The 25796-nt window shown below is 57.7% G+C and carries 28 protein-coding genes and 1 pseudogene; 13 read left to right on the forward strand and 16 right to left on the reverse strand.

From position 1 onward, the window contains the following. Positions 1-18: 18 nt before the first annotated feature. Genes QP941_RS07255 through kdpF form a run of 6 tightly spaced genes read right to left on the reverse strand, consistent with a single transcriptional unit; the run spans position 19 to position 7768 of the window. Positions 19-732 carry a response regulator gene (locus QP941_RS07255; RefSeq protein WP_284767216.1) on the reverse strand — a complete coding sequence of 238 codons (714 nt, stop codon included), beginning with the start codon at positions 730-732 and terminating at the stop codon, positions 19-21. Beyond that, complete coding sequence (locus QP941_RS07260; RefSeq protein WP_284868527.1) at positions 725-3319, reverse strand: ATP-binding protein; 2595 nt, start codon at positions 3317-3319, stop codon at positions 725-727. The genes QP941_RS07255 and QP941_RS07260 overlap by 8 nt, the downstream gene beginning before the upstream one ends. A gap of 12 nt (positions 3320-3331) precedes the next feature. Further along, a complete protein-coding gene (locus QP941_RS07265) occupies positions 3332-3883 on the reverse strand; it encodes a potassium-transporting ATPase subunit C (RefSeq protein ID WP_284868529.1) in 552 nt (183 codons plus the stop codon). A gap of 17 nt (positions 3884-3900) precedes the next feature. Further along, positions 3901-5964: a potassium-transporting ATPase subunit KdpB gene (kdpB, locus tag QP941_RS07270; RefSeq protein ID WP_284868530.1), complete on the reverse strand. Its 2064-nt coding sequence runs from the start codon at positions 5962-5964 to the stop codon at positions 3901-3903. Further along, complete coding sequence (gene kdpA / locus QP941_RS07275; RefSeq protein ID WP_284868532.1) at positions 5961-7676, reverse strand: potassium-transporting ATPase subunit KdpA; 1716 nt, start codon at positions 7674-7676, stop codon at positions 5961-5963. Before kdpA ends, kdpB begins: the two co-directional genes overlap by 4 nt. Then, positions 7673-7768 (reverse strand): K(+)-transporting ATPase subunit F, encoded by a 96-nt coding sequence (gene kdpF / locus QP941_RS07280; RefSeq protein ID WP_086589010.1) that lies wholly within the window; start codon positions 7766-7768, stop codon positions 7673-7675. The genes kdpA and kdpF overlap by 4 nt, the downstream gene beginning before the upstream one ends. A 532-nt stretch (positions 7769-8300) precedes the next feature. Between kdpF and QP941_RS07285 the strand changes: the two genes are divergently transcribed. Beyond that, on the forward strand, positions 8301-9290 hold the full coding sequence (locus tag QP941_RS07285; RefSeq protein ID WP_284769374.1) for an esterase/lipase family protein: 990 nt from the start codon (positions 8301-8303) through the stop codon (positions 9288-9290). On the opposite strand, the gene QP941_RS07290 is transcribed toward QP941_RS07285, so the two are convergent. Genes QP941_RS07290 through bioB form a run of 3 tightly spaced genes read right to left on the reverse strand, consistent with a single transcriptional unit; the run spans position 9291 to position 11477 of the window. Further along, complete coding sequence (locus QP941_RS07290; RefSeq protein WP_284769375.1) at positions 9291-10214, reverse strand: Sir2 family NAD-dependent protein deacetylase; 924 nt, start codon at positions 10212-10214, stop codon at positions 9291-9293. A 10-nt stretch (positions 10215-10224) separates the two neighbouring features. Continuing rightward, entirely contained in the window at positions 10225-10497 is a 273-nt protein-coding gene (gene bsaP, locus QP941_RS07295) for a biotin synthase auxiliary protein BsaP (RefSeq protein WP_284769376.1), read from the reverse strand. Beyond that, the gene (bioB, locus tag QP941_RS07300) at positions 10497-11477 is read right to left on the reverse strand and encodes a biotin synthase BioB (RefSeq protein WP_005326317.1); all 981 of its coding nucleotides are present in this window, start codon (positions 11475-11477) and stop codon (positions 10497-10499) included. Before bioB ends, bsaP begins: the two co-directional genes overlap by 1 nt. Positions 11478-11555: 78 nt before the next feature. On the opposite strand from bioB, the gene QP941_RS07305 reads away from it, so the two are divergent. Together QP941_RS07305 and QP941_RS07310 are read left to right on the forward strand one after the other, a co-directional pair. After that, positions 11556-12866 carry a M20/M25/M40 family metallo-hydrolase gene (locus QP941_RS07305; RefSeq protein ID WP_284868535.1) on the forward strand — a complete coding sequence of 437 codons (1311 nt, stop codon included), beginning with the start codon at positions 11556-11558 and terminating at the stop codon, positions 12864-12866. A 22-nt stretch (positions 12867-12888) separates the two neighbouring features. Continuing rightward, positions 12889-13449 carry a hypothetical protein gene (locus QP941_RS07310; protein WP_239279309.1) on the forward strand — a complete coding sequence of 187 codons (561 nt, stop codon included), beginning with the start codon at positions 12889-12891 and terminating at the stop codon, positions 13447-13449. Between the two features lie 22 nt (positions 13450-13471). Here QP941_RS07310 and QP941_RS07315 read toward each other — a convergent pair whose 3' ends face one another. The 3 genes from QP941_RS07315 to QP941_RS07325 are packed head-to-tail and all read right to left on the reverse strand — an operon-like array spanning position 13472 to position 14959. Further along, a complete protein-coding gene (locus QP941_RS07315; RefSeq protein WP_250409468.1) occupies positions 13472-13777 on the reverse strand; it encodes a CHY zinc finger protein in 306 nt (101 codons plus the stop codon). Then, positions 13755-14594, reverse strand: coding sequence for a hypothetical protein (locus tag QP941_RS07320; RefSeq protein WP_284868537.1), 840 nt, complete (start codon positions 14592-14594; stop codon positions 13755-13757). The genes QP941_RS07315 and QP941_RS07320 overlap by 23 nt, the downstream gene beginning before the upstream one ends. Beyond that, on the reverse strand, positions 14594-14959 hold the full coding sequence (locus tag QP941_RS07325) for a heme transporter (RefSeq protein ID WP_284868539.1): 366 nt from the start codon (positions 14957-14959) through the stop codon (positions 14594-14596). Before QP941_RS07325 ends, QP941_RS07320 begins: the two co-directional genes overlap by 1 nt. 118 nt (positions 14960-15077) lie before the next feature. Here QP941_RS07325 and QP941_RS07330 point away from each other — a divergent pair, with 118 nt between their 5' ends. The 7 genes from QP941_RS07330 (at position 15078) to QP941_RS07360 (ending at position 21012) form a co-directional block, all read left to right on the forward strand. After that, the gene (locus QP941_RS07330) at positions 15078-15512 is read left to right on the forward strand and encodes a hypothetical protein (protein WP_284868540.1); all 435 of its coding nucleotides are present in this window, start codon (positions 15078-15080) and stop codon (positions 15510-15512) included. Next, on the forward strand, positions 15509-16309 hold the full coding sequence (locus QP941_RS07335) for a PrsW family intramembrane metalloprotease (RefSeq protein ID WP_284868541.1): 801 nt from the start codon (positions 15509-15511) through the stop codon (positions 16307-16309). The genes QP941_RS07330 and QP941_RS07335 overlap by 4 nt, the downstream gene beginning before the upstream one ends. A 95-nt stretch (positions 16310-16404) precedes the next feature. Beyond that, positions 16405-17601 (forward strand): HNH endonuclease signature motif containing protein, encoded by a 1197-nt coding sequence (locus QP941_RS07340; RefSeq protein WP_284868542.1) that lies wholly within the window; start codon positions 16405-16407, stop codon positions 17599-17601. 28 nt (positions 17602-17629) lie between these two features. Further along, positions 17630-18208, forward strand: coding sequence for an LURP-one-related/scramblase family protein (locus QP941_RS07345; protein WP_284868543.1), 579 nt, complete (start codon positions 17630-17632; stop codon positions 18206-18208). A gap of 670 nt (positions 18209-18878) precedes the next feature. After that, a complete protein-coding gene (locus QP941_RS07350) occupies positions 18879-19496 on the forward strand; it encodes a class I SAM-dependent methyltransferase (RefSeq protein WP_284868544.1) in 618 nt (205 codons plus the stop codon). 575 nt (positions 19497-20071) lie between these two features. Continuing rightward, complete coding sequence (locus QP941_RS07355; RefSeq protein ID WP_284868545.1) at positions 20072-20656, forward strand: TetR/AcrR family transcriptional regulator; 585 nt, start codon at positions 20072-20074, stop codon at positions 20654-20656. Further along, on the forward strand, positions 20653-21012 hold the full coding sequence (locus QP941_RS07360) for a DoxX family protein (RefSeq protein ID WP_284868546.1): 360 nt from the start codon (positions 20653-20655) through the stop codon (positions 21010-21012). The genes QP941_RS07355 and QP941_RS07360 overlap by 4 nt, the downstream gene beginning before the upstream one ends. Before the next feature lie 123 nt (positions 21013-21135). On the opposite strand, the gene QP941_RS07365 is transcribed toward QP941_RS07360, so the two are convergent. Then, entirely contained in the window at positions 21136-21618 is a 483-nt protein-coding gene (locus QP941_RS07365) for a hypothetical protein (RefSeq protein WP_284868547.1), read from the reverse strand. Positions 21619-21691: 73 nt separating this feature from the next. Further along, positions 21692-22897: a type I restriction enzyme subunit R domain-containing protein gene (locus QP941_RS07370; RefSeq protein ID WP_284868548.1), complete on the reverse strand. Its 1206-nt coding sequence runs from the start codon at positions 22895-22897 to the stop codon at positions 21692-21694. A gap of 141 nt (positions 22898-23038) precedes the next feature. On the opposite strand from QP941_RS07370, the gene QP941_RS07375 reads away from it, so the two are divergent. Both QP941_RS07375 and QP941_RS07380 read left to right on the forward strand, forming a co-directional pair. Then, positions 23039-23722 (forward strand): hypothetical protein, encoded by a 684-nt coding sequence (locus QP941_RS07375; protein ID WP_284868549.1) that lies wholly within the window; start codon positions 23039-23041, stop codon positions 23720-23722. Positions 23723-23942: 220 nt separating this feature from the next. Then, positions 23943-24452, forward strand: a complete 510-nt coding sequence (locus QP941_RS07380; protein ID WP_284868550.1) for a hypothetical protein — start codon at positions 23943-23945, stop codon at positions 24450-24452. 294 nt (positions 24453-24746) lie between these two features. Here the strand turns inward: QP941_RS07380 and QP941_RS07385 are convergent, their stop codons facing one another. Both QP941_RS07385 and QP941_RS07390 read right to left on the reverse strand, forming a co-directional pair. Next, the gene (locus tag QP941_RS07385; RefSeq protein WP_284868551.1) at positions 24747-25124 is read right to left on the reverse strand and encodes a hypothetical protein; all 378 of its coding nucleotides are present in this window, start codon (positions 25122-25124) and stop codon (positions 24747-24749) included. Beyond that, positions 25114-25566, reverse strand: a complete 453-nt coding sequence (locus tag QP941_RS07390; protein ID WP_284868556.1) for a hypothetical protein — start codon at positions 25564-25566, stop codon at positions 25114-25116. The genes QP941_RS07385 and QP941_RS07390 overlap by 11 nt, the downstream gene beginning before the upstream one ends. On the opposite strand from QP941_RS07390, the pseudogene QP941_RS07395 reads away from it, so the two are divergent. Further along, a pseudogene (locus QP941_RS07395) lies at positions 25536-25712 on the forward strand (IS3 family transposase); the annotation flags it as partial. The gene QP941_RS07390 and the pseudogene QP941_RS07395 overlap by 31 nt on opposite strands. Positions 25713-25796: the final 84 nt, after the last annotated feature.

The following is a 25796-nucleotide window of genomic DNA, read 5'->3' on the forward strand; positions in this document are numbered from 1 at the left end:
AAATGGCGTCAGCTACTCCTAGACTCCTGGGGAGGTAACAAAGCGGTATCCCAACCCGGGTTCAGTAAGCAGATATTGGGGATCAGAGGGATCGGTTTCCAGTTTGCGGCGCAGCTGCGAGGTGTAGATGCGCAGGTAGTGGCTTTGTCCTTCGAAGCCCGGGCCCCAAATCTCTGCGAGCAGATCTTCTTTGCGCACCAAACCGCCGTGGGCACGCAGCAGCGTCGTAAGCACGCCCCACTCAGTGGGGGTCAGGTGAAGAGGCTTTCCTGCCTTGGTGATGGAGTGTCGTGGGACGTCGATAAGCACATCGCCCGCCCGCACCATCGTGGCTTCCCGCTGGGCAGATGGATGCTGGGGGCTGCCATGCCGCAAAGCCACGCGCACACGGGCCAAGAGCTCTTCCATGGAAAAGGGTTTGGTCACATAATCATCAGCACCGCGATCTAGAGCCGAGGCACTAAATAAAGGATCGGACCGGGCCGTAAGAATCAGAACGGGGATTGCTGACCATCCACGAATCCCATCAAGGACTTCCCGCCCATCCATATCCGGCAGACCCATATCCAAAATCACCACATCGGGCTGGTACAGGGAGACCACCTGCAGACCCTCCGCCCCGGTGCTGGCTGCATACACCTCATATCCTCGTGCCTTAAAGTTAATGCTCAAGGTGGTGAGCAAACGCGGATCATCATCCACAATGACAATCGTGGCCTTTTTATCAGTCATGGCTTTTCTCCTCCCACAGCGGGATACTCAGGATAAAGGTCGCTCCTGGGGTGGCCTCTACGGTGATAGTACCGGCCATGGCCTCCACAAATCCGCGAACGACGGAGAGGCCTAAACCTACCCCGTTGTCATTGCTGGTATCACCCAAGCGTTGAAAGGCTTGGAAAAGCTCTCGCTGCTTTTCTGGTGAAATTCCCGGCCCTTCATCGCTCACACTCAGCTCCACGCGTTCATCCTTAACCTGCGCATCAACGTTGACTGGTCCGCTCGGCGCATAGCGCAAAGCGTTATCGAATAGGTTCGCCAGCACGCGTTCCAGCAAAACGCTATCCGCGCAACAGGTGCGGCCACGGAGTCCAGAACCAATATGAATGCGACCAAGTTGGTCCTTGCTATGTCCAAAGGCACAGGAGGCAATAGCCCGATTGGCTACCTCATATAGCTCGACAGTTTCCCGGCGTGCGGTTACCGCTCCTGCGCTCAAGCGCGAGTGGTCCAATAGGTTGGTCACGAGCAGCGTGAGTTGATCGATGCTAGCTGCGGTTTCCGCCAGCAGTATTTCTTGATCCTCTGGACTGAATTCGATTTCGGAATTCCGCAAAGAGGACACAGCCAGCTTGGCCGTTGCTAGGGGCGTGCGCAGATCGTGGCTCACGCTCGATAGCAGCGCACGACGCAATTCATCAGCGGCAGCAATGGCATCGGCACGTGCGGCTTCAGCCGAAAGCTTGTCGCGGCGCACGATGCCGGCTAAATAGCCTGCCACAACCGCCACCAAAGCACGGTCGCGGGCGGATAACGCTGGGCCTTCCATCACAATCTGGACCGTAGTGTCCTCGCTGGAGACCAACGTTTCTACCTCACGTTTATGAGTCTTTGCGGGGATATGCAGGTGTCTACTTTGCCGGGGCGAGGCCGCCGAAGCGTGCCAGGTAGAGAGTATGTCCCCGGAGGCGTCAAGAAGCACGGCCTTATGGCAGCCGAAGGTCTCTCCTACCTTGCGAAGCACTGCGTCGATGGGAGATACGTCCGCACGGCGGTTGAGGGCTGCGCGGGAAAAGACCGTCAAGAGCTCAGCATCGCGCGTGGCAATGGACGCATTATGGTGCTCTATTTTGGTGCGCCGCACTTGTAGGCCCACGGCCAGGGCAATGGCTACCATGACCACGAGGATGACAGCGTTAGCCGGCTCAGCAATATCGAAGGTGTACAGGGGCTCGGTAAAGAACCAATTGACCGCCAAGCCCGAGGCAAACGCAGTAATTACCGCCGGCCACAGGCCAGCGAGCATGCTCACGAGGAGGATCAGCGCAAAGTAAAAAGCAGAACACGTGCCTGTTCCCAATGCCGAGCCGTCGATGCCTTGCAACAGTGCGGTCAAGGCGATGAAAGCGACAGCCGCGCCCACCCAAGACACCGCCCGGCGCGGAAGGGAATGCAATGGTCGCAGCAGTGGTGAAAGAGGCGAGGGCTTATCGGACGGAAGATTAACAATGTGACAATCAATCTTGCCTGAATCCCGCAACACGGCCTCAGCAACGGTGCCGCGCCAGTGCAGGCCTAAGCGACGCCGTGGTGAAACCCCCAGGACCAACTGGGTGGCGTTGACGCTGCGGGCAAAATTAAGCAGCGCTTCTGGCACCGAGTCACCGGTGACCTGATGCAAACGGGCACCCACGTCCTGAGCCAAGGATTGTAGTTTGGACAGTTGTTGAGCGGAACCTGCAACAGAAGATTCACCGGAAGAAAAGGAGTCCCCAAAAATTACGTGGACGACATGTAGCTCGGCTGAGGATTTGGATGCGATGCGGCGCCCGCGGCGAATGAGCAGTTCTGCGTGCGCGACGTTCTGAATGGCCACAACCACCCGTTCCCGCGCTTCCCAGGTATCGGTAATGTCCTGCTCAGAACGGTAGGATGCGAGAGCCTCATCAACCTGGTCCGCCAACCACAACAGGGCAAGCTCCCGCAATGCAGTCAGATTGCCCACCCTAAAATAATTATTCAAGGCTGGGGCAATGCGCGCTTCTTTATAGACTTGGCCATCCCTCAAGCGGGTGCGTAAGAGCTGCGGGGATACATCCACCAACTCGATCTCGTTCGCCGCACGCACCACCTCGTCTGGCACCGTCTCCTGCGGGGAAATACCGGTGATCTGGTTTATTACGTCATTGAGGCTTTCAAGGTGCTGGATGTTCAGGGTAGAAATCACATCGATTCCTGCGGCTAGGAGTTCCTCTACGTCCTCCCAGCGCTTAGCGTGTTCCTCACCGCGCGGATTGGAATGGGCAAATTCATCGACCAGAACGGTTTCCGGCTGGCGCGAGATGATGGCTGCAGTATCGAGTTCTCCGGTGGATAGCCCGGCGGCGTGGCGCCGCGGGATGGTCTCAAGGCCATCGCACAGCGCCCGAGTGAATTCGCGCCCGTGGTCTTCCACGACGCCAATAACTACATCGCGGCCGGCCAGCACAAGGCCGTGCGCCTCATTGAGCATTGCACAGGTCTTACCGGACCCAGGCGCCGCGCCGAGGTAGATCTTCAGAGCGCCACGCTTGGTGCTCGCCGGAACCTTCTTGTCGTTCATATAGCACTCATCTTATGAGCAGGACGGGGGAATGGGCAGCGCTCGGTTGAGAGTAGTGACGTTGACTGCGTCTTGGCCCAAGAACCCGAGGCTGGCATGCTCTGTGTTGTCCTCGATGAGGCTTCGCACTTCTTCAGTGCTCATCCCCTGCTCTCGAGCGACCCGCGGAGCCTGTAGTTCAGCGTACGCAGGGCTAATGCCAGAGTCGACACCAGAGCCGGAACCGGTTACTGCATCCGTGGGAACATCTTCTGGGGCGGCGCCTTCGCGCCTGGCGATATCCCCGCGCCGCTCCTGCACGGCTTTTTCTAGCTCGGAGCTACTAGCGCCGTAATTGCTCATACCTTCGGAACGGGGGAAGAAGTACGGGCCTTCAGTCTGGCCATCTTGAAGCTGGGTCGAACCAGCTAGGCACTCACCTTGGTAAATGAGGTTGCCCTCGGCAGAGTCCGGCTTGATGCGGGAGATTCCCCACACGGCAGTGGGATAGATTATTCCTAGTGCGACAACGCACAACAGTACGGCTACGAATCCAGCGGCGAGGTTACGAAAATAGACACGCATTTTTGGTCCTTCTTTTTCTATATACCTGGAAGCAGGTTGACTACCTGGTCAATGAGCCAAATGCCTAGGAATGGGGTGATTACGCCGCCCAGGCCCCAGATACCCAGGTTACGGCGGAGCAGGGACGAAGCAGAGGCCGGCTTATAGGCCACGCCCTTGAGCGCCAATGGGATAAGAGCAACGATGATGAGCGCATTGAATACCACTGCAGACACAATGGCGGATTGCGGCGAGTGCAGGTGCATCACGTTGAGGCGCTCAAGGTGCGGAAGCTGGGTAGAAAACAAAGCCGGCAAAATGGCGAAGTACTTCGCTAAGTCATTGGCCAAAGAGAAGGTGGTAAGCGCCCCACGGGTGATGAGCAACTGCTTGCCAATGCGCACGACATCGATAAGCTTGGTCGGATCAGAATCCAAGTCCACCATGTTGGCGGCTTCCTTCGCTGCAGAGGTACCAGTATTCATGGCCACACCCACGTCCGCCTGCGCCAGCGCCGGCGCATCGTTGGTACCGTCACCGGTCATAGCGACCATGCGGCCATGCGCCTGTTCCTCGCGGATCCTGGCCAGCTTGTCTTCTGGGGCGGCCTCCGCGATGTAATCATCGACGCCTGCCTCTTTAGCAATGGCCGCTGCCGTCAACGGGTTATCGCCGGTCACCATAATGGTTTTGATGCCCATCTGGCGCAGTTCGGCGAAGCGCTCCGCCATGCCCGGCTTGACGACGTCACTGAGCTGCACCACCGCAATAACCCTGCGGGTGCCGTCGGATTCTTCCACAGCAACGGGCAGCGGGGTTCCACCACCTTCAGCAATCTGGGTCACGGAGTCTGCAATTTCTTGCGGCCAGTCGCCACCTGCTTCAGTTACCCACCGGCGCACAGCATCACCGGCACCTTTACGCAGCTTTCGGCCTCTCAGGTTAAGCCCAGACATGCGGGTAGAAGCGCTAAATGGAATGACCTCAGCGGTCTTTTCTTCCTCTCCTGCTGCGGTAGAAAGGCGATAGTTTTCGGTCAACCACGACACGATGGAGCGACCCTCTGGGGTCTCATCGGCAACCGAAGCAACGCGGGCTATCTCCGCAGCTTCCTGCTCATCGACACCGTGCGCAACGATAAGCCCGGTGGCCTGCCGGTTGCCATAGGTGATGGTGCCGGTTTTATCCATGAGTAGGGTCGCTACGTCGCCCGCCGCCTCCACCGCTCGTCCGGACGTAGCCAGAACATTGTGGTGCACGAGGCGGTTCATTCCCGCGATTCCCACCGCAGATAGCAGGGCAGCGATGGTGGTTGGGATGAGGCAGACCAACAGGGCCACCAGCGAGAGCGGGGAGAGCTCCGCGCCGGTAAACAACCCCATTGGGGCCAGTGCGGTAACCGCAATGAGGAAGAGAATAGTCAGGGTAGACAGGAGGATGCTCAGCGCGATCTCATTCGGGGTCTTGCGGCGCTCCGCTCCCTCCACCAAGGCAATCATCGTATCGACGAAGGTAGATCCCGGCTCCGAGGTGATCCGTACCAAGATGGAATCAGACAAGACCACGGTACCGCCGGTTACAGCACAGCGATCGCCGCCGGCCTCGCGAACCACGGGAGCAGACTCGCCGGTAATGGCAGATTCATCGACGGTTGCCGCGCCTTCAATGACGTCGCCGTCGCCCGGGATCGTCTCTCCGGCTTCCACGCGCACGATAGCGCCCTTGGTGAGCTCAGAAGCGGCAATGACCTCGATGCCGCCATCGGTGACCAGGTTAGCGGTGGCGTCATCGCGCACGGCGCGCAAGCTATCCGCTTGGGCTTTGCCGCGGCCTTCGGCATATGCCTCAGCAAACGCGGCGAACGCAATGGTAAACCACAACCATACGGTCACCACCCAGCCATAAACGCTGGGGCTAAAGATGGACCACAGGGTAGTCAGCGCGGCGCCTACCCACACCACGAACATGACGGGGTTGCGGGCTTGGGCGAGTGGGGACATCTTGTGCGGCAACGACTTTAACGCTGCCGCAGCCAACCCACTGGTTTTGGTGGCAGGGCGCTGAGGAGTGCGTTGCTCAGTGGTCATAGTTGGTGTTGTCATGAGAGTGCCTCCGAAATGGGACCCAAGGTAAGAACGGGGAAGAAGGTAAGGGCGGCGACCAACACAATGACGCCGATGGTAAGCAGCGCGAAGGTCACGCCGGACGTCGGCAAGCTGCCGGCGGTAGTGGCCTGCCGGCGTTGACCGGCTAGGCTGCCCGCCAAGTACAGGGTGAAAACGATGGGGAGGAAGCGGCCCAGCAGCATGGCGATACCGAGGGTGACTTGCCACCAGGGCTCGGTTACCGTCAGGCCCGCGAAGGCCGAGCCGTTATTATTCGACGCCGAGGTAAAGGCATAAAGCACCTCGGAGAGACCGTGCGCGTTATCCGGGGTTCCCGGCGCGCCGAAGTTGGTAGCGGAAAGCTCCACCAGCTTGCGCTGTGCCACCGATGCCCCCACGCCTACCAGGACGAGGACAGGCATGGTGAGGATGTACAAGCTCACCGCGGAGATTTCCTTGCGGCCGACCTTATTGCCCATGAACTCCGGTGTGCGCCCAACGAGCAGGCCGCCGATAAATACGGCGAGGATTGCCACCATAAGCAGACCGTAGAGGCCAGTGCCCACGCCGCCCGGTGCAATTTCGCCCAGGAGCATATTGAGTATCAACAAGCCACCACCCAATGGTGAGTAGCTATCGTGCATCGAATCGACCGCGCCGGTAGAAGTGCCCGTGGTAGACACCGCAAAGAGTGCGGAGGCGTCAATACCTAGGCGCTGTTCGATGCCCTCCAAGTTGCCGCCGGCAGCCTGGGCTGCCGCACCGGTGGTAGTGTGCTGCGCCCATACCACCAAAGCAACCATAACGGTCCAAATGCCGCCGATGACGCCAAGCAAGGTCCATGCATGCTTCTGGGATTTCAGCATTACTCCGTAGGCACGAATGAAACAGAAAGAAATGACCAGCAAGGAAAAGATTTCCACGAGGTTGGTAAAACCAGTGGGGTTCTCAAAAGGGTGCGCCGAGTTGGCGCCGAAGATGCCACCACCATTGGTTCCCAGCAGCTTGATTGCCTCCTGGCTAGCCACCGGAGCGCGCGGAATATCCACGCCCGCGGAGCTCACCAAGTTGGAGCCAAAGGTTTGCATGGTTCCGCCCAAGATAAGGACGAAAGAAATCAGTAAAGAAAGCGGCAAGAGAATGCGCACCAAACCACGCGTGAGGTCGACCCAGAAATTTCCTATGAGGTGCTGCCCACTCTCAGAGCCCAGCTTGTCACGGCTATATCCCAAGTGACCGATACCGCGAATGAGCGCAACCGCCACACACATGCCAACAGCCGCGGAGGCAAAGTTCTGGACGGTCAGGCCGAGCATCTGCGCACCATTGCTCAGGGTTTCTTCGCCCGAATAGGACTGCCAGTTGGTATTAGACACGAATGACGCCGCCGTATTAAACGCCATCCACGGTTCCACCGCTTCGGTGCGGGGATTTCCAAAGCTAGGCAAAACGGTTTGGAGACGCTGCACCGCGTAAAGCACGAGTACGGATGCCAAGCTGAAGCCAAGCAATGCACGGCTGTAGTTCTTGCTGTTATGCCCACGGTTTGGGTCAACGCGCAGGACTTTATACACCGAACGCTCTACCGCCCAGTCCTTGTCAGAGGTGTAGCTGCGTGCGATCCAATTGCCCAAAGGAACATATGCCGCCGCGAGTAAGACGACGAGGGCGAGGAACTGCGGTAACACCGCCCCAATGCTGGCGATCATGCGAAACGCTCCGGATCGACTAAGGAAATGATGAGGTAGGTCACCAAGGCCACAACAATGATGAGGCCAATGACCGCTGTAATGGTGTTCATGGTTATGCATCACCGTCCAAAAGCTCGTTGAGGACGGAGGGACAGCCAACCGTCAGGATGGCTATCAGGATTGCCACGATGTCCAACATGTGGAAAACCCCCTTGTGCGAGTGAAACTTTCCTGTGCCTGACAGGTATTCCTGCCAGGTGCCGGTACCAAGGCAGCACCTGCTAAGCACAAACGTTAGGACCGCGCCCCCGCTGCCCTAGGCAATCTTTGCGCTATCTTTACGCCTCCCGCTCGCAATCTTTATATTTCCTTTACGCCCCTTTTGCGCCGCCTTTTCCGGCCAGGAATCGCCCCTTACCCACAACGAAGGCCCACCGACAGCGCATCGGTGGGCCTTCTCCCCATGACTAATCTCTCGGCACCCAAGGAGGGAGTGGAGCGCACCCTCCTGCAAGCACCGCCCGTGATTAGGCAAGCCTAAGTTTATAAACCTTTCGTAGGATGGTCAAGGGTTTGCCCATAAATTTCTTCACCCCTGACAAAAACACAGTTAACCTGCAATAACGAGTACAATCCGGAACCATGGCTGAGTTGAAATCCACTATTTCCGAACAACTCCGCAAATTCTGGCGTGCCAACGAGAAGGAATTGACCGATTCCCCGCGTCGAGGCGTCGCCTCCCCTGCCGAGGCCACGGCACTGCGCGAGGAGGTCGCGGCCGAAATCGCGGACCTCATCAAAGCCCAGAAGGTCAAGACCAGCCCGGGCGACACCGCCCTCGATGCCGATGCCGCCGCCACCCTGCCCCTTGGCGCGCGCATCAAACCGCGCGGCGTCTTCGAAGATGACTGGAGCACGCGTCCTACTGCGCAGCGACCGTGGCCGGTCATCCTCATCCACGGCACCTGCGATACAAAAGGCGTATGGCAGCTCCTAGGCAATGAACTGCGCCAGGACGGCTGGGCCGTCTTCGCCCCTGACTATGGGCACCGCGCTACCCAGCCGCTTGCGGAATCTGCGCGCCAGCTTGGCGCTTATATCGATACCGTCCGCGCGGCTACCGGCGCGGACAAGGTTATTCTCATCGGCCACTCCCAAGGTGGGCTGCTTGCCCGCTATTGGATGCGTATGGAGGGCGGGGCCGAAAACGTCCTGCACCTGATGTGCATTAGCGCCCCGAATCACGGCACCACCTATGGGGGCATAGCCAGCCGCCTCATCCGCACCCCGCGCCAAGAAGCGGTGCTGCGCTCCATCATCGATGGCTGGTTTGGGCCGGCGGGCATGGACCAGGTCGTCGGCAGTGAAGCGCTGCGCGAAACCAACCGGGACGGCGATCTGGAATCCGGCGTGAGCTATACCTGCATTGCCACGCGGTCCGACGCCGTCGTTGTCCCGCCTGAGACCTGCTTTCTCGACCCCCGCGGCGTCGCCGAGGGCACGGTCCGCAATATTTATGTCCAGGACTTCGACCGCCGCGCGATGGTCTTGCATGAGGATATGCCGATGGATAAACGCGTCCGTGCGATCGTGCGCACCATTTTGGAACTGGTGGAGAGCATCCCGCGCTAGTTATAGCCCCAGCTCATCGAGTACCGCGTCAAAGGCCGGACCCACCTGCGTGCGCCACAGCGTATCCACTTTCTGATCACCCCGGCCGGGTCCGCCATTGATAACGGCCACGCGCTTGCCCTGTTTCTTTGCCTCCAGCACAAAGCGGTACCCGCTCATAACCGCCAGCGAAGAGCCGGCCACCACGAGCGAACGCGCCTGGCCCAGCAGTGCAAAGGCGGCATCGCGGCGCTCCGCCGGCACGGGCTCGCCAAAGTAGACGACGTCCGGCTTCAGCAATGCAGAACCACAGCGCTCGCACCCTGCCATGCGGAAGGCTGCCACGTCCGCTTCAGCGAGCGTCACGTCACCGTCCGGGTTCACCTGATCCGCCTCCACCACGAGGCGTTCCAGGTACCCCGGGTTCGCTGCAGCTAGGCGCGCATCGAAGTGCGGCCGCGCCTCCCGGTGCCCGCACATCAAGCACACCACGGTTTCCATATCGCCATGCAGTGCCACCAAGCTCGCGGTTCCCGCCTGTTTATGCAGACCATCCACGTTTTGGGTGACCACGCCATTGACCAGCCCGGCGCGCTCCAGTTCCACCAGCGCATAATGCGTGCGATTCGGCACCGCAGAATCCATAACCCGCCACCCCACAAAGCTGCGGGCCCAATACCTATGGCTCGCGGCCGGGTCGTGGCGAAATTCCTGATAGGTCATCGGCCGGTGCCTACTGAGCGAGCCGCGCGGGCCCCGATAATCCGGCACGCCCGATTCCGTAGACACCCCAGCCCCAGTCAGCACCATCACTGGGCCCTCGCGCAGCTGTTTGACGACGTCCCCTAAGGCCTTCCCCTCCTCCGTATGCGGCGCCGATTCTTCGACCACTCGGGCGATCGAACGCAGCGCAGACTGGTGGGCAAGGGAGACGGCGGGATCCATGCCCCCGATGCTAGCTTTCGGGCAGGTGCTCTACATAAAGCCAGTCCGAATCCAGCTCCCCGTGGCGCGAGCACTTAGTGTGCCAGCCATCGGGGCGCACCTGGGCCACCATGCGGCGGCCACAGATCTGGCAATAGCGAGGCACGTCGAGGCCGGCTGCGGCCGCGGGGTGCAGCGTGAAGACCTCTTCGATCGGCTTGCCGGTATTCGGATGGAAAATCGGCTCGTCCCCGGAGAGAACGGCAGCGGCCAATTCGGATGAGGGCTCGGATAAACCCGGCACTACAGGGCCTTAATCGGCAGATCGATGCGGTGCAACATGTCCACATCCTTTTCAATCTGCTGGCCCAGGGTGGTCAGGTAGTTGCCGGCGATAATGGCGTTGATGCCACCGAGCAGGCCGCGCTCAGTGCCGTCGTCGCCAAGCGAAAGCTCGCGGCCACCAGCAAAGCGCAAGGTGGTAGACGGCATGGCCAGGCGGAACGCCGCCACGGCGCGCAGGCCCTCACCCAAGGGAACCAGCGGGCGATCCGCGAATGGGGTGCCCGGACGCGGGTCAAGGAAGTTCATCGGCACCTCGCACGGGTCAATCTCTGCCAGCTGCGCAGCAAACTCGGCGCGCTGCTCTAGGGACTCGCCCATGCCGATGATGCCGCCGCAGCAGACCTCCATGCCTACCTCGCGCACGTAGTCGAGGGTCTGCTTGCGCTCCTCCCAGGTGTGGGTGGTGACCACATTAGGGAAGAAGGAACGGGAGGTCTCCAGGTTGTGGTTATAGCGCTGCGCGCCCATATCCTTCAGGCGCTGCGCCTGCTCGCGGGTCAGGGTGCCCAGCGAGCAAGAAATCTCAATATCGACGGCGTCATTAATCGCGGCAATCGCCTCGCCCACCTGGTCCAGCAAGCGATCATCCGGGGACTTGACCGCAGCGACGATGCAGAACTCGGTGGCGCCGGACTTAGCGGTCTTTTGCGCCGCCTCCACCAGCTCCGGGATATTCAGGCGCACGGCGCGCACCGGGGACTCAAAAAGGCCGGACTGGGAACAGAAGTGGCAATCCTCTGGGCAGCCGCCGGTCTTAATGGAGATAATGCCTTCCACCGATACGTCTGGGCCACACCACTTCAGGCGGGTCTGGTGGGCAATATCGGCGATCTCCTCCAACTGGGAATCCGGAACCTGCAATACCTGCAGTAGCTCTTCCTGGTTGAGGCCTTTGCCTTGCTCCAGGGCTTTCTCACGGGCGATATCAACGATGCTCATGGTGGTAAACCCTACTTGAACGGCGTTCAACTTTGGTTAAAACCACATATAAATCTGCACGGAACTACCCTCGGGAGCATGACGCTTTATGATGACACCCTCTCCCTCCTCCAAGAGCTTATCCGCAATGCCTGCGTTAATGACCTCACCCCGGATTCCGGCCATGAGGTGCGCAATGCGGATAGCCTGGAGAAATTCTTCGCGGGCGAAGACGTGCAGGTTGAGCGCTTCGAGTCTCACCCGGGCCGCGTCTCCATCGTGGTGACCGTCCCCGGCGATCCGGACAAGGAACCGCTCACCCTCATGGGCCACACGGACGTCGTCCCCGTAGATGAGCCGAAGTGGACCAAGCCGCCTTTCGAGGCCCTCATCGAGGACGGCAAGCTCTACGGCCGCGGTTCCGTAGACATGCTCTTTATTACTGCCACCATGGCCGCCGTCACGCGCGAGGTCGCCCGCGCCGGTAACACGGGCGGCACCCTCGCCTTCGTCGGCATGGCCGATGAGGAGGCCCGCGGTGGCCTCGGCGTGCGCTTTATGTCCGAGAACCACCCCGACGCCTTTTCCTGGAAGAACTGCCTGTCTGAAACCGGCGGCAGCCACCTGCCCGGCGCGGTGGGCTTCAACGTGGGAGAAAAGGGCGCGGGCCAGCGCCGCCTGCACGTGCACGGCGATGCCGGCCATGGCTCCACGCCTTATGGCAAGGACTTTGCCATCGTGAAGATCGGCGAGGTCGCCCGCCGCATCGCCACCGCCGAGCCGCCCACGGCCTCCAATGAGATCTGGGAGGGCTTCGTGCGCACCTTCAAGTTTGATCCCCAGACGGAGCAGGAGCTTATCGACGGCACGGGCGACTACTCCAAGTTCGGCAACCTCGACGCCTACGCCCACGCCTTTAGCCACACCACCATCGCCGAGACCGTCCTGCGCGCGGGCGGCGCTATCAACGTGCTGCCTTCGCATGCCTACCTGGAAATGGATGTGCGCCCCTTCCCCGGCCAAACCCAAGAGGATCTGGATGACTTCCTGCGCAGCGCGCTCGGGGATATGGCCGATGAGGTAGAAATTGAGCACCTCATTACCGAAGATGCCACGCAATCCTCCACCGATACCGAACTATGGCGCGCCATTGAGGCCACCTCCAAGGAATTCTTCCCCGACAAGGACGTTGTCCCAGTTCACGCCACCGGCGGCTCGGACCTGCGCTTCGCTCGCCGCAAGGGCGGCAATGCCTATGGCTTTGCCATGCACGCCGAGGGCCGCGATATGGCCAGTGCCAATTCGCAGCTGCACAGCCACGACGAGCACCTCTACTTGGAGGACCTCGAGCTCACCGTCCGCGCCTACCGCAGCCTGGTCAATCGCTTCCTCGGCCTGTCACAGGCGTAACAAGTGTGGCAAGATGTCTGGCATGAGCTTTGCACGTAAGTCCGCGCTGCTATCTGCAGCTACCGCCCTGACCGTAACCCTCGCCGCCCCTGCCGCTGCCCATGCCGACGCCGTTGATAATCTCCTCGACAAGATGCCTGCCGGTCAGATTTCCTGCTCCCAGGCACAGCAATACTGGACCAACTCCGCTGACTACAACCAGAAGAAGTCCCAGGCCCTTGCCGTTGCCACCGTGCACCCACGCGGCAACGAGGTCCGCGGCGCCATCGGCCGCATGGACGAAGCCATTGCCCGCTGCGGCCTGAACGGCACCACCGGCCAGGGCAAGCCGGTCAACACCGGCGGCCAGCGCGGCAATGCTCCCGCACCAAAGCCAGCTCCGGCCCCTGCCCCGGCACCAGCCAAGAACGCCAAGGTCATCGAGCTGGGCACCATCCCTGGCCAGCCGACTGTCGATGTCCCCTTCCTGGGCCAGACCTTCCGCATCCCGGACGCGGCCAAGATTGCCCAGAACGCCGTATCCCAGTTCCAACTGCCACAGATCCCACAGATCCAGCAGCTGCAGCAGCTGTCTTCCTTCTAAGACGCTGGCGTGGCCGGACCGCTTAGCGGTCTAGCTGAAAATAGATTCCGGCATGCGCACTGCAGCCGGGATTAAATTTATGCCCACAGTGGGGACACGCAGGCGCGGCGGAATAGGCATGATAGTTCATTTCGGTGCGGCAGGCGCCGCAGAGTACCGAGGGGGCGTCGACAAGCATGGGCCCAAACTCATGCTCCGTGAGCTCGGCATGGCACAGCGCGCAGGCAAAATACTCGCGGCAGGTGGCGCATTTATTGGCCACCACATCCAGCGGCGAATGCCAGTGCTTGCACCGGCCCTCCGCATCAATCGCGCCGTGAATCTTCATGGCCGTCAGCATACGCGCCATCCTGTTGCCACTGGTGCTTCTTTTCCTCTGATTTCTTGGCATTGCGCACAGCCTGAATGCCCACCACGATGGCGATGATGAGCGGTACCCACACCTTGCTGTAATCCATGAGGAATACGAGCCAGTCGGGCGGATCGATGTCGATGTTGAAGTCGAAATTCGGCACCGGCAGCTCTATCTGCGGAAACTCCGGTACCGGGAGCGCGATATCCGGCAGGTTAATCTCTGGCAGCTCCCAATCCGGCAGCAACCGGGACAAGATGCGGCTGATAATCGGACCGAGCACGATCACGCCAATGGCCCAGCCGGACTTGCCCAGCCCGCCCAGAAGCGGATACAGCACCCGCTTGAAAGAGCTTTCCTCCATGGCGTGGCGGCGATTCTCTCCCAGTGAGCCTGCCGGCGGATCGAGGGCGACTGCCTCCTCGCCATTGCGGTAGTACACATCCAGGAGCTCGCCAAAGGGTGATGCCTGAATATCCAGATAAGGTTTACTGCGCGGGGCGGAGTTCTCAAGCAGAGTGAGGTCTTCTTCAATCTTCTTCTTGAGCGAATAGCGCCCTGCGCGGGGCCGATCGTGGCGGCTGCGTACCTGACCATTCACCACAATTTGCAGGCGTGGGCTGGGGTTTTTCTGCCAAAGCCGAAGGCGCTCCGGCAGCGAAGCATCGCCTGGAACCGGGGTGAAATCCTTGGCCTTCTTCGGCCACTCGCCCATCTCTGCGAACTCGGCATCGTACCCGCGCTGCACCTCGATGGTGCCCACTTCGGGGTGCTCTAGGCGCCACGTCTCCATTAGCTCTTCCCTGCCTTAGAGCCCACCCCAGCACCCAACTTGCTCGCTGCCCATGCCAAGAAAACAAACATTGGGAGGTAAATCCAGGTTCCCTCATTGAAATACAGGAGCATGGCGGCAAAATAGGCCAACCCTGCCACACAGAAAATGGTCCAGGAGGCGCGGAAAGTGGCGCCGTCGGCAAGAGCAATGACCACCGTCAGCACGGCCATGAGGATGAGCAGAACTACGCCGGAGACTAGGTGATAGACCGCGGGCGGAAGGCCAACAAAGACCGCGGCCATGGCAATAGGTGCCCACCACTGCCACCACACACGGGTGGGCTCGTCCTTTGCTTCTGCTTCTTCCGCTAGCTCCTCAAACACGCACCCAACCTATCACAGGGCTTGATATTGCTTATGGAGGAGAAATCCTCCCTGTGGTCGGCCTATTCCTCCCCACGGAGGATACCGTGCTGAACAGGGCGTACCTAGCGTTGAAGGCATGAAAAACACACCACTCATCCTCGCGGCGGGCGTAGTATTCGGCGCCATCTACGGCACCAATGCGCTCCTGCCAAACCTTTATGACAACCCTACGTCTGAAGTGCAGGCCGGCCAGGCCCGCATCCCCGGATTATCCTGCACGGAAGAAAATGGCTCCACCAGCAGTGAACCACGCTGGGACTGTGACGGCACCCAGATCCGCGCTAAAGAAGTCGGCGTACAGGACAAAGACCAAGCCACCCGACGCTACCTCCGGGCAATGGGTGAAGGTACGGCCATGCCGGAAGGAGACATCGACCGTGACGGGGATAAGCGCACGCTTAGCGATGGCGACCTCGTAGCCATCAGCATCGAGGGCGATGGCCCCACCACGTTCCTCTCCCTGCGCGGACCGCGCGCTGCAGAACTTGCCCAGGAGGTAGAAAAGGCATGAAGAATCTGTACTGGCTATCTATCGCTTTCGGCCTTGTAGTCGCCGGCTTCTTCTTGGCCGATCGCCGGTTTACCGAGGTTGGGCTCATCGGTGCGCTCATCTGCGCTGGCCTGACGCTTGGACTGGGATTCTGGTGGTTTAAGCCGCGGCCGATGTGGCAGGGCATCCTATGGGGTGCGCTCGCCCAGCCGGTGGTGTTTAGCCTCAACAACCAAATGGTGGGGATCTCAAACAAGCTGGGGCTCACCCACCTCGACGCAGCCTTATACTCGCCGCTTCCGGAAGAAACCATCAAGCTCCTCGGCGTTGTCATTATTATTGCAGCCTTTGGGAACGTGCGGCACCCTTACCAAGCCGCCGCGATCGGAATGGCGGTAGGCCTTGGTTTTGACGCCATGGAGAATATTCCATTCCTCCTGCGCGCAACCATCACTAACCTGGATGGCGATCTCTGGGGCGCCATTATTACCGGTACCGGGCGAATCCTCACTGGTGCCTTTAGCCATGCACTGTATACGGGGGTTGCGGCGTGGGGCGTCGGCAAGCTCTACGCGGGGGCACGCCACGGATACTGGCAGGTGGCCGGATTCTGGCTGGCCGCTATCGCCCTGCATACCCTGTTCAATGCCTCGCTGATCATTACGGGTGATTGGCCGGTGACCATTCTCCTTACCGCTCTCATTACGTGGACACTGATTATCTGGGGCCTGCGTTTCATACGCAAGCAAGAGAAGAAAAATGCGGCACAAAAAAGCGAAACTACTCTATCCACCAAGGATCCAGAATATAGCTCTTGAGCTGTGTAAATACGAAGGAAGGGGCTCGTGTCCGAGGGGTGTTATAAGGTGTGAATCGTACACAAGTTCACACGATTATTTAGGTACGATGCGCCATGGAAGAACCCTACTTTTCCACGACCAACACCACCGACCCCACCACACGCTTAGCCTTTGAGATGCGAAAGGCGGAGTACGAGTTCTGGGTGAGCCAAATCCCGGATCTCGATTCTGATTTCGAATTAGTTACCCAATCCCTCTACCGCACCACCGGCGTTAATGAAGGCCGGATCGGCCATATCCTCATGGCGCTGCACCGTCTGGAGGAGCTGCCCGAGCTCCAGGCGCTGCAGCACCGCCTCTACCATTTGGACCTCGACCGCATTATTGCCATTAATAAGTCCCTCAACCGCTTGGGAAACCCCACACCGGAGGTGGTGGCGCGCATCGATGAGCAGCTCACCGCCTACCTCACCCCTACCCGGCCGAACCAGGCCATGCGCACGCAGGCGCAGATCAAGCGCAAGCTCAACGAGCTCATCAACCTCGCCGATGACACGCTGGCCGTCACCCAAGGCCCTACCCAGCCGCGCTACACCATGGAAAACTGGGGCGATAACACCTCGGCGGTGACTTTGAGTGCGGACCCGGCGGTTATCGCGAGCGTCGATAAGTGCGTCCGGCAGACCGCGCTGGAGCTAGGTTGCTCGCTTGCCGACGCCGCCGTTGCGCTCCTCACCGGCCGCACCCAAGCCCCCGAGATCATCCTCAACGCCTACAAGGCCACCGACGTGCCCAATTCCCCGGCGTTTATCGAATCCGTAGGCTGGCTCGACCCGGCGCGCTCCAATGCGCTGCCCTACACCAAAATCCGGGAGATGGATCCTAACCACGAGGTCAAGGGCTACGTCACTCCCGCCGCCATGGCCGCATACCTGGAAGGCGTCGACGGCACCTGCCGCTACCCCGGCTGCAACCGCCCAGCATCTGCCTGCCAGAAGGACCACCGCATCAACCACGCGGACGGCGGGCCGACCGCCCCGGCAAACCTCGCCTGCTTATGCCAGCACCACCACAACATAAAGACCGATGACCGCGTCTTTTATGTCATGGATCCACACACGCGCGACATCATCTGGCTATTTGAAGATGGTACCTGGACCACCACCGAGCCCTCCGGCCCGCTGGCGCAGAAGAACAAGAACTGGGTACAGACCTTCGCCCAAACCATGACTGCCCACCGCGCCCGGGCATATGAAGAGGCCCAAGAGCTCATGCGCCAGCAGAAAACCACCCCTAGGGAGGAGGAATAAATCCGCCAGCTTCCCTACAGTGGCTGGCATGACGCAAAATTTATTCACGCTAGATGAGCTCGTAATTACCCAGACCAAGTCCTTCCTCAACGATCAGTTCATGATCACCGATCTAGATGGCACCCCGGTGGGCACCATCCTGCAATCCACCAGTCTCAAAGACATGGTGTTTAAATCCTCTCGCAGCCTAGAGGTCGCACTCACGGACGCCGAGGGCAATCCCCTCCAAACGGTCATGACGATTTCGGACCCGCCGAATTTTCTGCGGGATACCTACGAGGTGCACTTGCCGGGAATCGAGCAACCCATGGCCGTTATCACCAAGCGCTTTTCCATGCTCAAGACAAAATTGGACTTGACCATGGAGGGCTTTCCTGACGTCGAAATTCACGGCGACTTCTGGGATTGGAACCTTTCCATCACTTCAGAAGATCGCCTGCTTGCTGACGTCTCTAATGAATGGACTGGCATGGGCAATTTCTTCATGGGCAAAAACACGTACCGCCTGCGCATCACGCCGGGACTCAACGAGCAGCAGCACGCCGCCATCCTCGGTGCCGTGATGAGCATGGATATGCTGCGCACCAAGCAAAAGAATAGCGACTAGGACATACAAAAAGAACCGGAGTGGAAAAGTTTTTCCATCTCCGGTCTTGGTGGTGTGATGTTCACGATGGCAGCTCAGCATGGCTTTTCAAAAAGTATCTCCCGAGCTGCGGATATGGAATCTCCCGAGTATTAATTCCGCTACTAAGGCGCTTCAATCGGCCGCAAAATAGGCCGCAGAATCACCGCTAAACCATTTGCTTCCCTTATCTGGAACATGCTGTGGACATGAAAAAGCTCGCCCAGCAGGACCAAACGAGCATTAGCACATTTGTTTTATAAAATCTCCCAGAGGTTTATCGGTCGACATTCCTCAACTGGATTGACAGCCTTATCCTTCCGGCTCCTCGGAACGCCAAGGTGCGGTTTCAGAACTGTAAGTTGTAAGCACCATGTCACACCACAGACGAGCAGCATTCACTGCAAGCTCTGCATGCCGCTGCTCTAGCCCCAACCGTAAACTCTTCCATTTCCTTTCCACTCTTAATTCAGTCTCTTAAAAAATACCGAAATAGACGAAACGCAACGCAGGACGCATTATCTTGCGCTTCCTCTGAGTCTGTTGCGGCGGCAAGTGAACTACAAATTAGTAATGGAACGATTGTCCCAATAGTTAGCTTGCGGGATTCTGACAATTCAGCTCCATCCAATTCGGTAAAATTGACCATGCCATGACAAGTCGCTGGAATCACAACACGGCCTACCATTCTGAACTGCTCGCCGCTGCCCCGGGGCCGGATTCGAAAGTCCTTGACGTTGGTTCGGGAGACGGACTACTAGTCAGCAAATTCGCGGAGGTAGTCCATGACGTAAGAGGCATAGACTCAGACCCCCATGCAGTCAAACAGGCCAGGGCCCTTCTGGCCACCGTCCCAAACGCAACTGTAATTCTCGGCGATGTTTTCGACGCCCCAGAACTACTAGGACAGCAGTTCGATCTCATCACGGCGGTGGCAACACTCCACCACCTCCCACTCGAACCGGCACTCAAACGGCTCGCAGAACTCCTATCACCCGGAGGAGAACTATTCGTGATAGGGATTGCCTCCAACAAAACTGCGGCCGACTGGTTCATCTCCGGAGCACTCGTCATCCCAGTGCGTTTGATGAGTAAAGCCCATCGTGAAGAATATTATCCCGGTATGAAGACTTCAAAACCACAAAAGTCGCTGAAAGAAATTTGCGACATAGCCAAAATTGTTCTCCCCGGATGCCGCATTCAACGACGTTTTTACTACCGATACACACTCAGGTGGACTAAACCATCCGGCGGATCTACTAACTCCTAATCCAGCAACCCAACCACCTGGCACCGACACATTCGACAAGTCAGTAGCCCCTGAGTCAGGCCGGCAACCTTCCACCCCTGCACGAAACGGGGCGAGTGAAAAGCATTTTGGAACCTCATCGACTTCGCTCTCCAAGAGAGCCCAGCACCTCTACTCACACCCCAAAACCGGAAAACCAAAACAGCAGATAGGAGACTCTTTCAAGCTTTCTGCTTCCGGTGCTCTAATTTGTTCAACTGCTTGTTCTGGGCGAGTCAACAATAAGGTTCAAGGCAGCCTAACTTGACCCCTCCCGATCCAAACACAGAAAGCTCCCGGGGCTTCACGAAGTAGACTTCAGGATGATCCGACCGATCAGCACAATAGATTGTCCCCAAACCAGTCTTCGCGCATCCAAAAGGCATCAGGTTGAGAGACCCATTTTTGATACTACAACCGGGATATCAACACCTCACCCCTATTCGAGTAAGGCAGCTCCAGATTCCGCTAAACGGAGATACTCGGATACTTCCTCGTCAGTCATCGCTTTTGAAGTTCTCTTCCCGATCAGCAACAAAACTGCTACCGTGATGAACATGTTCACTGAACACGTTCATCAGAATTCACGGACGCTCTCAAAAAATGCAACACACCTAAAAGTTCTCACCGCCGCAAGCGAGCTTTTCGAAAATACGGGATATGCGGATACCAGCATCAGAGCAATTGCGAAGAAAGCAGAAGTAAGCGTTGGCACAGTGATGTCTGTCGGTGAAAAACGCGCATTACTGGTTCACTGCATGAGCTACCGAATCGCCCAAATCCATGACGAGCTCAGAAATCAGCCACCAGGAGATCTGATTTCTGTAATCGACCCATTTTTGGATATGTTTGCAGGACACAGCGATCTTTCCCGCTCCTTTGCATCTGCCCTTATCGAGTTAGGTGATCAAGGTCAAGAGCTCAAACGCTTGGAACACCTACTGACAGAAGAAATCCTTCGGCGACTTGCATCGTCCATTTTGACCGAAAAAGATTCTCGTAACTTCGCGGGAGTTTTGTACCACGCCTACCTCGGGTTACTTATCGGTTGGGCAGTCGGGCGCTATTCGTCTCAAGAACTCAAAGAACAAGCACGCACCATCGTCAATCGATTAGAAAACGCATATGGAGTCCAATTATGAACCTCGAAACAACCCCCTCCTGGCCCTCCATCATCCTGGCCATCATTCTTTTCGGTGATGTCATACTGTCGATTCGCCCCGCGCACTTCATTGAAAAATGCCTCACCGGCGTGAAATTCCCACGCCAATGGTGGTGGGCGCTCATCTATATCAAATGCGTCGCTATTTCCGGTCTAATAATCGGACTGTGGTTGCCCGGGATCGGAATTGCGGCACTAGCAGGCATCGTCGCATATTTCTTTGCCGCAGCCTTTGCTCACTTAAAAGCTCGATTCATCGGCACCGAATTCTGGATTAACTGTTTAGGAATGCTCATTTTCTCTATAGTGGCGCTTATTGTGACACTCGCAGTATGAATGTGCCGACGGACTACGCACCATTGTGTACCCCTGCACACCGTGGGGATTTTCGCCTCCGAAGCATAGCCATGCACCCGACAGTAAATGTCGTCGCAGGAACCCACCTAGGGCTTAGTGAGGTCACTTGGCTGTAGCTTCGTAGAACAACTGTTGAGTGTTGTAACGGCCAGGGAATCGCTGCTCAATCCATCGGGATACCTCCCTGGCACTGTAGACGCGTAGCCTGCGGCCGGTGGTGTCATCGAAACCAATCATCGGGGTGGGTGCGCCTGGCACTCGCCGCAGCTGGGTGGCAAGACGGTGCGGTGGCATTCCGATGACCTCCGCCATATCCCGCACGGTCTGCCAATCGTTGTGGTTCGCACATTCGTACTGGTGGAGGCGATTTTTGTGGAGCCAAGCGGACACTTCGGCTCGGTCAAAGGTTGTATCATGCCCTGACGAACCCAAAGGCTTCGGAAAGTCGGAATACACACGCGTCCACTGATGCATGTCGTCTCGACTCAGCCCCACCTCGGCGGCAATCTCCGAGAGAGTCATCGGCTGCGACTGCGGCTCCCACACCGGCACGTCATCCGCGGCACTGTCGTCGTAAATGCTCATGCGTCATCCTGGCGTTACTGCGCCCCTGCCCTGCCGGTGCTACGGGTAAACGGCCGGGAGGGGCTTGGGCGGGCTACTGGGCGTTGTCGTTGGCCGCGCGGAAAAGCAGTGTTGCCATCACTTTGCGCAGCTTGTCGATAGAAACCATATCGCCGGTAAACAACTCCCCCAACTGCTCGTTGGCCGTCATGAGGGTGAACAGGGCTGATGAAAGCTCGTCGGACAGTGCCGGGGCCTGTTCCAGCTGCTCGCGGGTGTTTTCGCGCGCCATCTCCTGGAGACTTTCTTCCTGCTGGAGCATTTCGTACAGGTTGAGCACGAATGAACGCATCACAGGCGTGTTGGTGGGAATTCCAGCGGCCTCCAGAATCTGGTTGGCTTCGTCGAACGCAGCGAGGATTTCCGAACCGGGTTTAGCCGCCCCGCCACCACCAAAGGTGGGCACCTCCAGCCCGGCCAGCTCGCCGTCGCCGTCGGTCAGCCCGAGGTTCATTGGGTCGGTGGCTGCCTCGACGCGCGCGCCGATAACGTCCACTCCGGCAATGTCGACGATTTCGTCGTCGTTTTCGTCGACGTGCAGGTTGCGGTAGAGGTATTTGGCGACCACTGCACGTTTAACCATGGAGGGGTCCTCGAAGTTGACGATTTGGGAGAGAAACTCCCAACTTTTGACGTAGGTGCGCAGTTTGGCGCGGAAGTCGAGGAGGCGTTGGATCGTCTCATTATCCTGCGGCTTGGCGCGGCGGGCGGCGTTTATCTGGTCGTTCCAGCGCTCGATGGGGTGTTTGAGGCGGTCACGGAAGTTTTCATGACCTGTGGTGTCTTTGGTTTTGAAATAGATTTCGGCGACCGCATCCATGTCAGCCTCGGTGTAGATGCCAGCTGCGTCGAGGTCGTCGGCGACCTCAAACAGGATGGATGGGTCAACGTTGTCCGGCAGGGAATCTGACTTGTAGTAGAGCTGGAAGTCCTCAAGCACTTTGGCGGGGTCTTTGACGAAGTCGAGAACGATAGGGTCAGTTTTGCCGTCGCAGATACGGTTAAGCCTCCACAGGGTCTGCACGGTGGCAACGCCGGAAAGCTTCTTGTCGACATACATGGCGCACAGGCGGCGCTCGTCGAAGCCGGTCTGGAACTTGTCTGCGACAATCAGCACACGGTACGGACCGTGTGCGTCTTTAAACGACGTTTCCACATCCCGCACCTCGGGTGGTTTGATGTTGGCCTCGTTGTGCTCCTGACCGTTTTCGTCGGTGAGCTTGCCGGAAAATGCCGTCAATATGTGCACGTCGGTGTAGGCGGCTATACGGTCGAGGAACCTGTCTGCCCTACCCCCACTTCTAGGCCGTTAAATATGCGATACTGATAGAACTTTAAAAAAGGAGTAGCGATGGGCCGACGAGTTCTAACCGTCACAGAAATGACTTTCCATCAAAAGCGGGTTCACAACGGAGAAACCCGCTCACCCTCAGATCTCGACGGAAAAGATCTTCTCAATATATTCCACGACTGGGTGAACGATATCCTCGAAGAAGACCAGACCTTCGGTAAATATCAAACGTTTGTGGTGGTCAAATCTGCCAAACGGGTTGCCGCGCGGGTGTTATTGGTAGATCTTCGTGTCGGTTCCTACGGTGAGCCCGGAGAGGTGCGGGACGTGAATACCAAGGAAATCGTTCATATAATTACCGATGATGAAGCGCCCGTGGGATCAAACCGCGCACTGCTATTTGTACCCCAGATTGGCGAACGCGCTTACTTTCTAGCAGAAGAATCCTCACGCGGTTCGGGGGGAAGCCGCATCTTGGCCATGTTCAAGCACCACTTCTCGGAGTCCATAGACGCCATAACTATGACAACAGCTAGGGAAACTGAGGCCGAAACGTGGACCAAATTAGCTAATTTGGCGGAGATTGAGGTTCGAATAACTGGTAGAAGCGTCGACATAGCTGACGGCCCGGACATTAAGGTGGGGCGACTTTCCCATCTAGCGCGACCCGTACGGGGCTCAAAATACTTCCCACGTCATTTGCTTAAGAAGCTGTCAGATAAAAAAAGTACTCAGTCAGGTCGTTTCCGTACCAGATCTCGATCCCGATCATGAGGTGTACGTCACGATGGAATATGGCGACCGCTCAAAAAAGTTTTTATTGGGGAACGAGACAGGACCCGCTATCCGTGAGGTGTTGTCCGAAGCAGGGGACACGCCCCTAACCGATGAAGAGCTAATCGCCCGCTGCACAGAGAGAATAGGCGGTCTCCTCCAACGTCATCAGGAATCGTGGGACCCTGCCTGGAGCAAACCCCAGGAAGGATGATGCCTGATGGGTAAGTCATCGCTGCGGCGCGTCCCTGCTGACCACTTTCGCACCCTCTATAACGATCAAACGGGTAAAGCGGATTGGCTGGCCTGGTCCGCTCAACTAGGCGTCCCCTGCCTCGTAGGTATCGGAACGGGACTAATGGGCGGAAAGCTCAGCGACGTGGGCGATGCGGTTGCTGGTGTATCTATAGTGTCCGGGCTACTTTTTTCGATGTCGATTTTTCTTTTTCAACTGCGAATGTCGCTGAGTCAGGATAAACGCCTAACAGAGAACGATTATCACCTGGTTGACGAGTGCATGTCCAACACTCTGTGGGCTATTGTATGGGGCCTCGCGCTTACCGTTTATCTTGTCATCGTGGGATCCTGGAATGGCATGAGTCAAGGATCATGGGCATCCCCCCTCACCGGCATCGCAGCGGCGGCAGGCATCCACTTTCTCATTGTCATAATGATGTGCATTAAACGTCTGCGCCGTTCCTATGAACGCATCGCAATGAAAAGAGCGTAGTTACTACTCGTTTAATATATTCCCTCAAGTTAGAGGAGCTGCACCTGGGGCGCACCCAACCCCAGCACGTGTCAAGACCCAAGGTAACAATGCACCATAACCTAGAGCGCTTAAGCGCTCGTCGGGCATGGTCAGCATAGAAAAGCCGCCGAAACCTCGGCGGTTTTTCTCGTGTCAGACAATCGCTAGCCGTGACTGCGAACACCAGGACGTGACAGTGACACAGGGCAAGGAAGTCGCTTGTGCGACTTCCTTGCCCGAACTAAACCCGTGAACTAGCACTACGTATAGCAACTAATAGGCGTAAATAGACATCGGAATCGTATATGCATCTTTTGCAGTACCGCCGCGCATAAGCTGGCTAAGCTTTGCTATATGCGTGCCGTCCTCATCCGGAGCTGGACTTTCAAACGAAAATGAATGCACGAGAAGCTCTTCGGAACCGTCGAGCGGCTGAGTCACAATACGCAAATTCTCTCCGTCGCTCGTTGCAGATACAGGGCGACGGTCTACACCAATAAGAGGTTCAGTTTCTCTAATTTCCTGATGCACAAGATCGACTTCCAGGAGCGTTCTTCGACCCGAAAAGTACAACACACTTCCTTCTTCGTAACGAGAAGAACTATTTACACCTGGTTCCGGTAGATCCTTGAGTTTTCCTTCATGTTTCAAGGTTTGTTTCTTGCTTAAACCATCGACTGAAAAACATCCGCACTACTAAATTCGTCAGGAAATGAAATATAGGAGTTTTCTTTCCCACACCCAAGAACAGAGAAAATTCTGAAGCGACTATTCCAGTAGGCCCGTCGAGACGAGACTCAGACAGTAATCCGTCAACTCCCATACGCACAAGCGTTAATCCGCTGCCATCATCTTCATCGCGTTCTATCCAGACAGCTGTTTTATCAGTACAAGCCCTCAACGCGACCGGTCTCATATCACGAGTTACCACATTTGTAGTGTCCTCAGTAGCAAGCACAATACGGCTAGCGTACGGACTGTCACTCTTACTTTCATTAAAAACAAACACTGCCGTTTCGTCGTTTACTGAACCAGGCAATCGTGTGCGCCAAGGAAACAACGGGCTTGATTCACCATTCAGACCACGGTTCACAATATGTGAGCATCGTCTACAACAAGCGCTTTGCCGAGAACGGTATCGCAGCGTCCACTGGGAAGGTGGGCGACTCCTATGACAAGGCTTTGGCTGAGGACGTCAACGGCTCCTACAAGAACGGACTGATCCATAGGCGCTCGTGGGCCGATGTGAAGTGCCCCGAGTTTTGTTCCTAGGCATTTGCCTTGATTTCTATTATTGCTTGGGGTGAGTTCTGCTTCCAAAAT

This window comes from Corynebacterium sp. MSK150 (assembly GCF_030229215.1).
Classification (GTDB): domain Bacteria; phylum Actinomycetota; class Actinomycetes; order Mycobacteriales; family Mycobacteriaceae; genus Corynebacterium.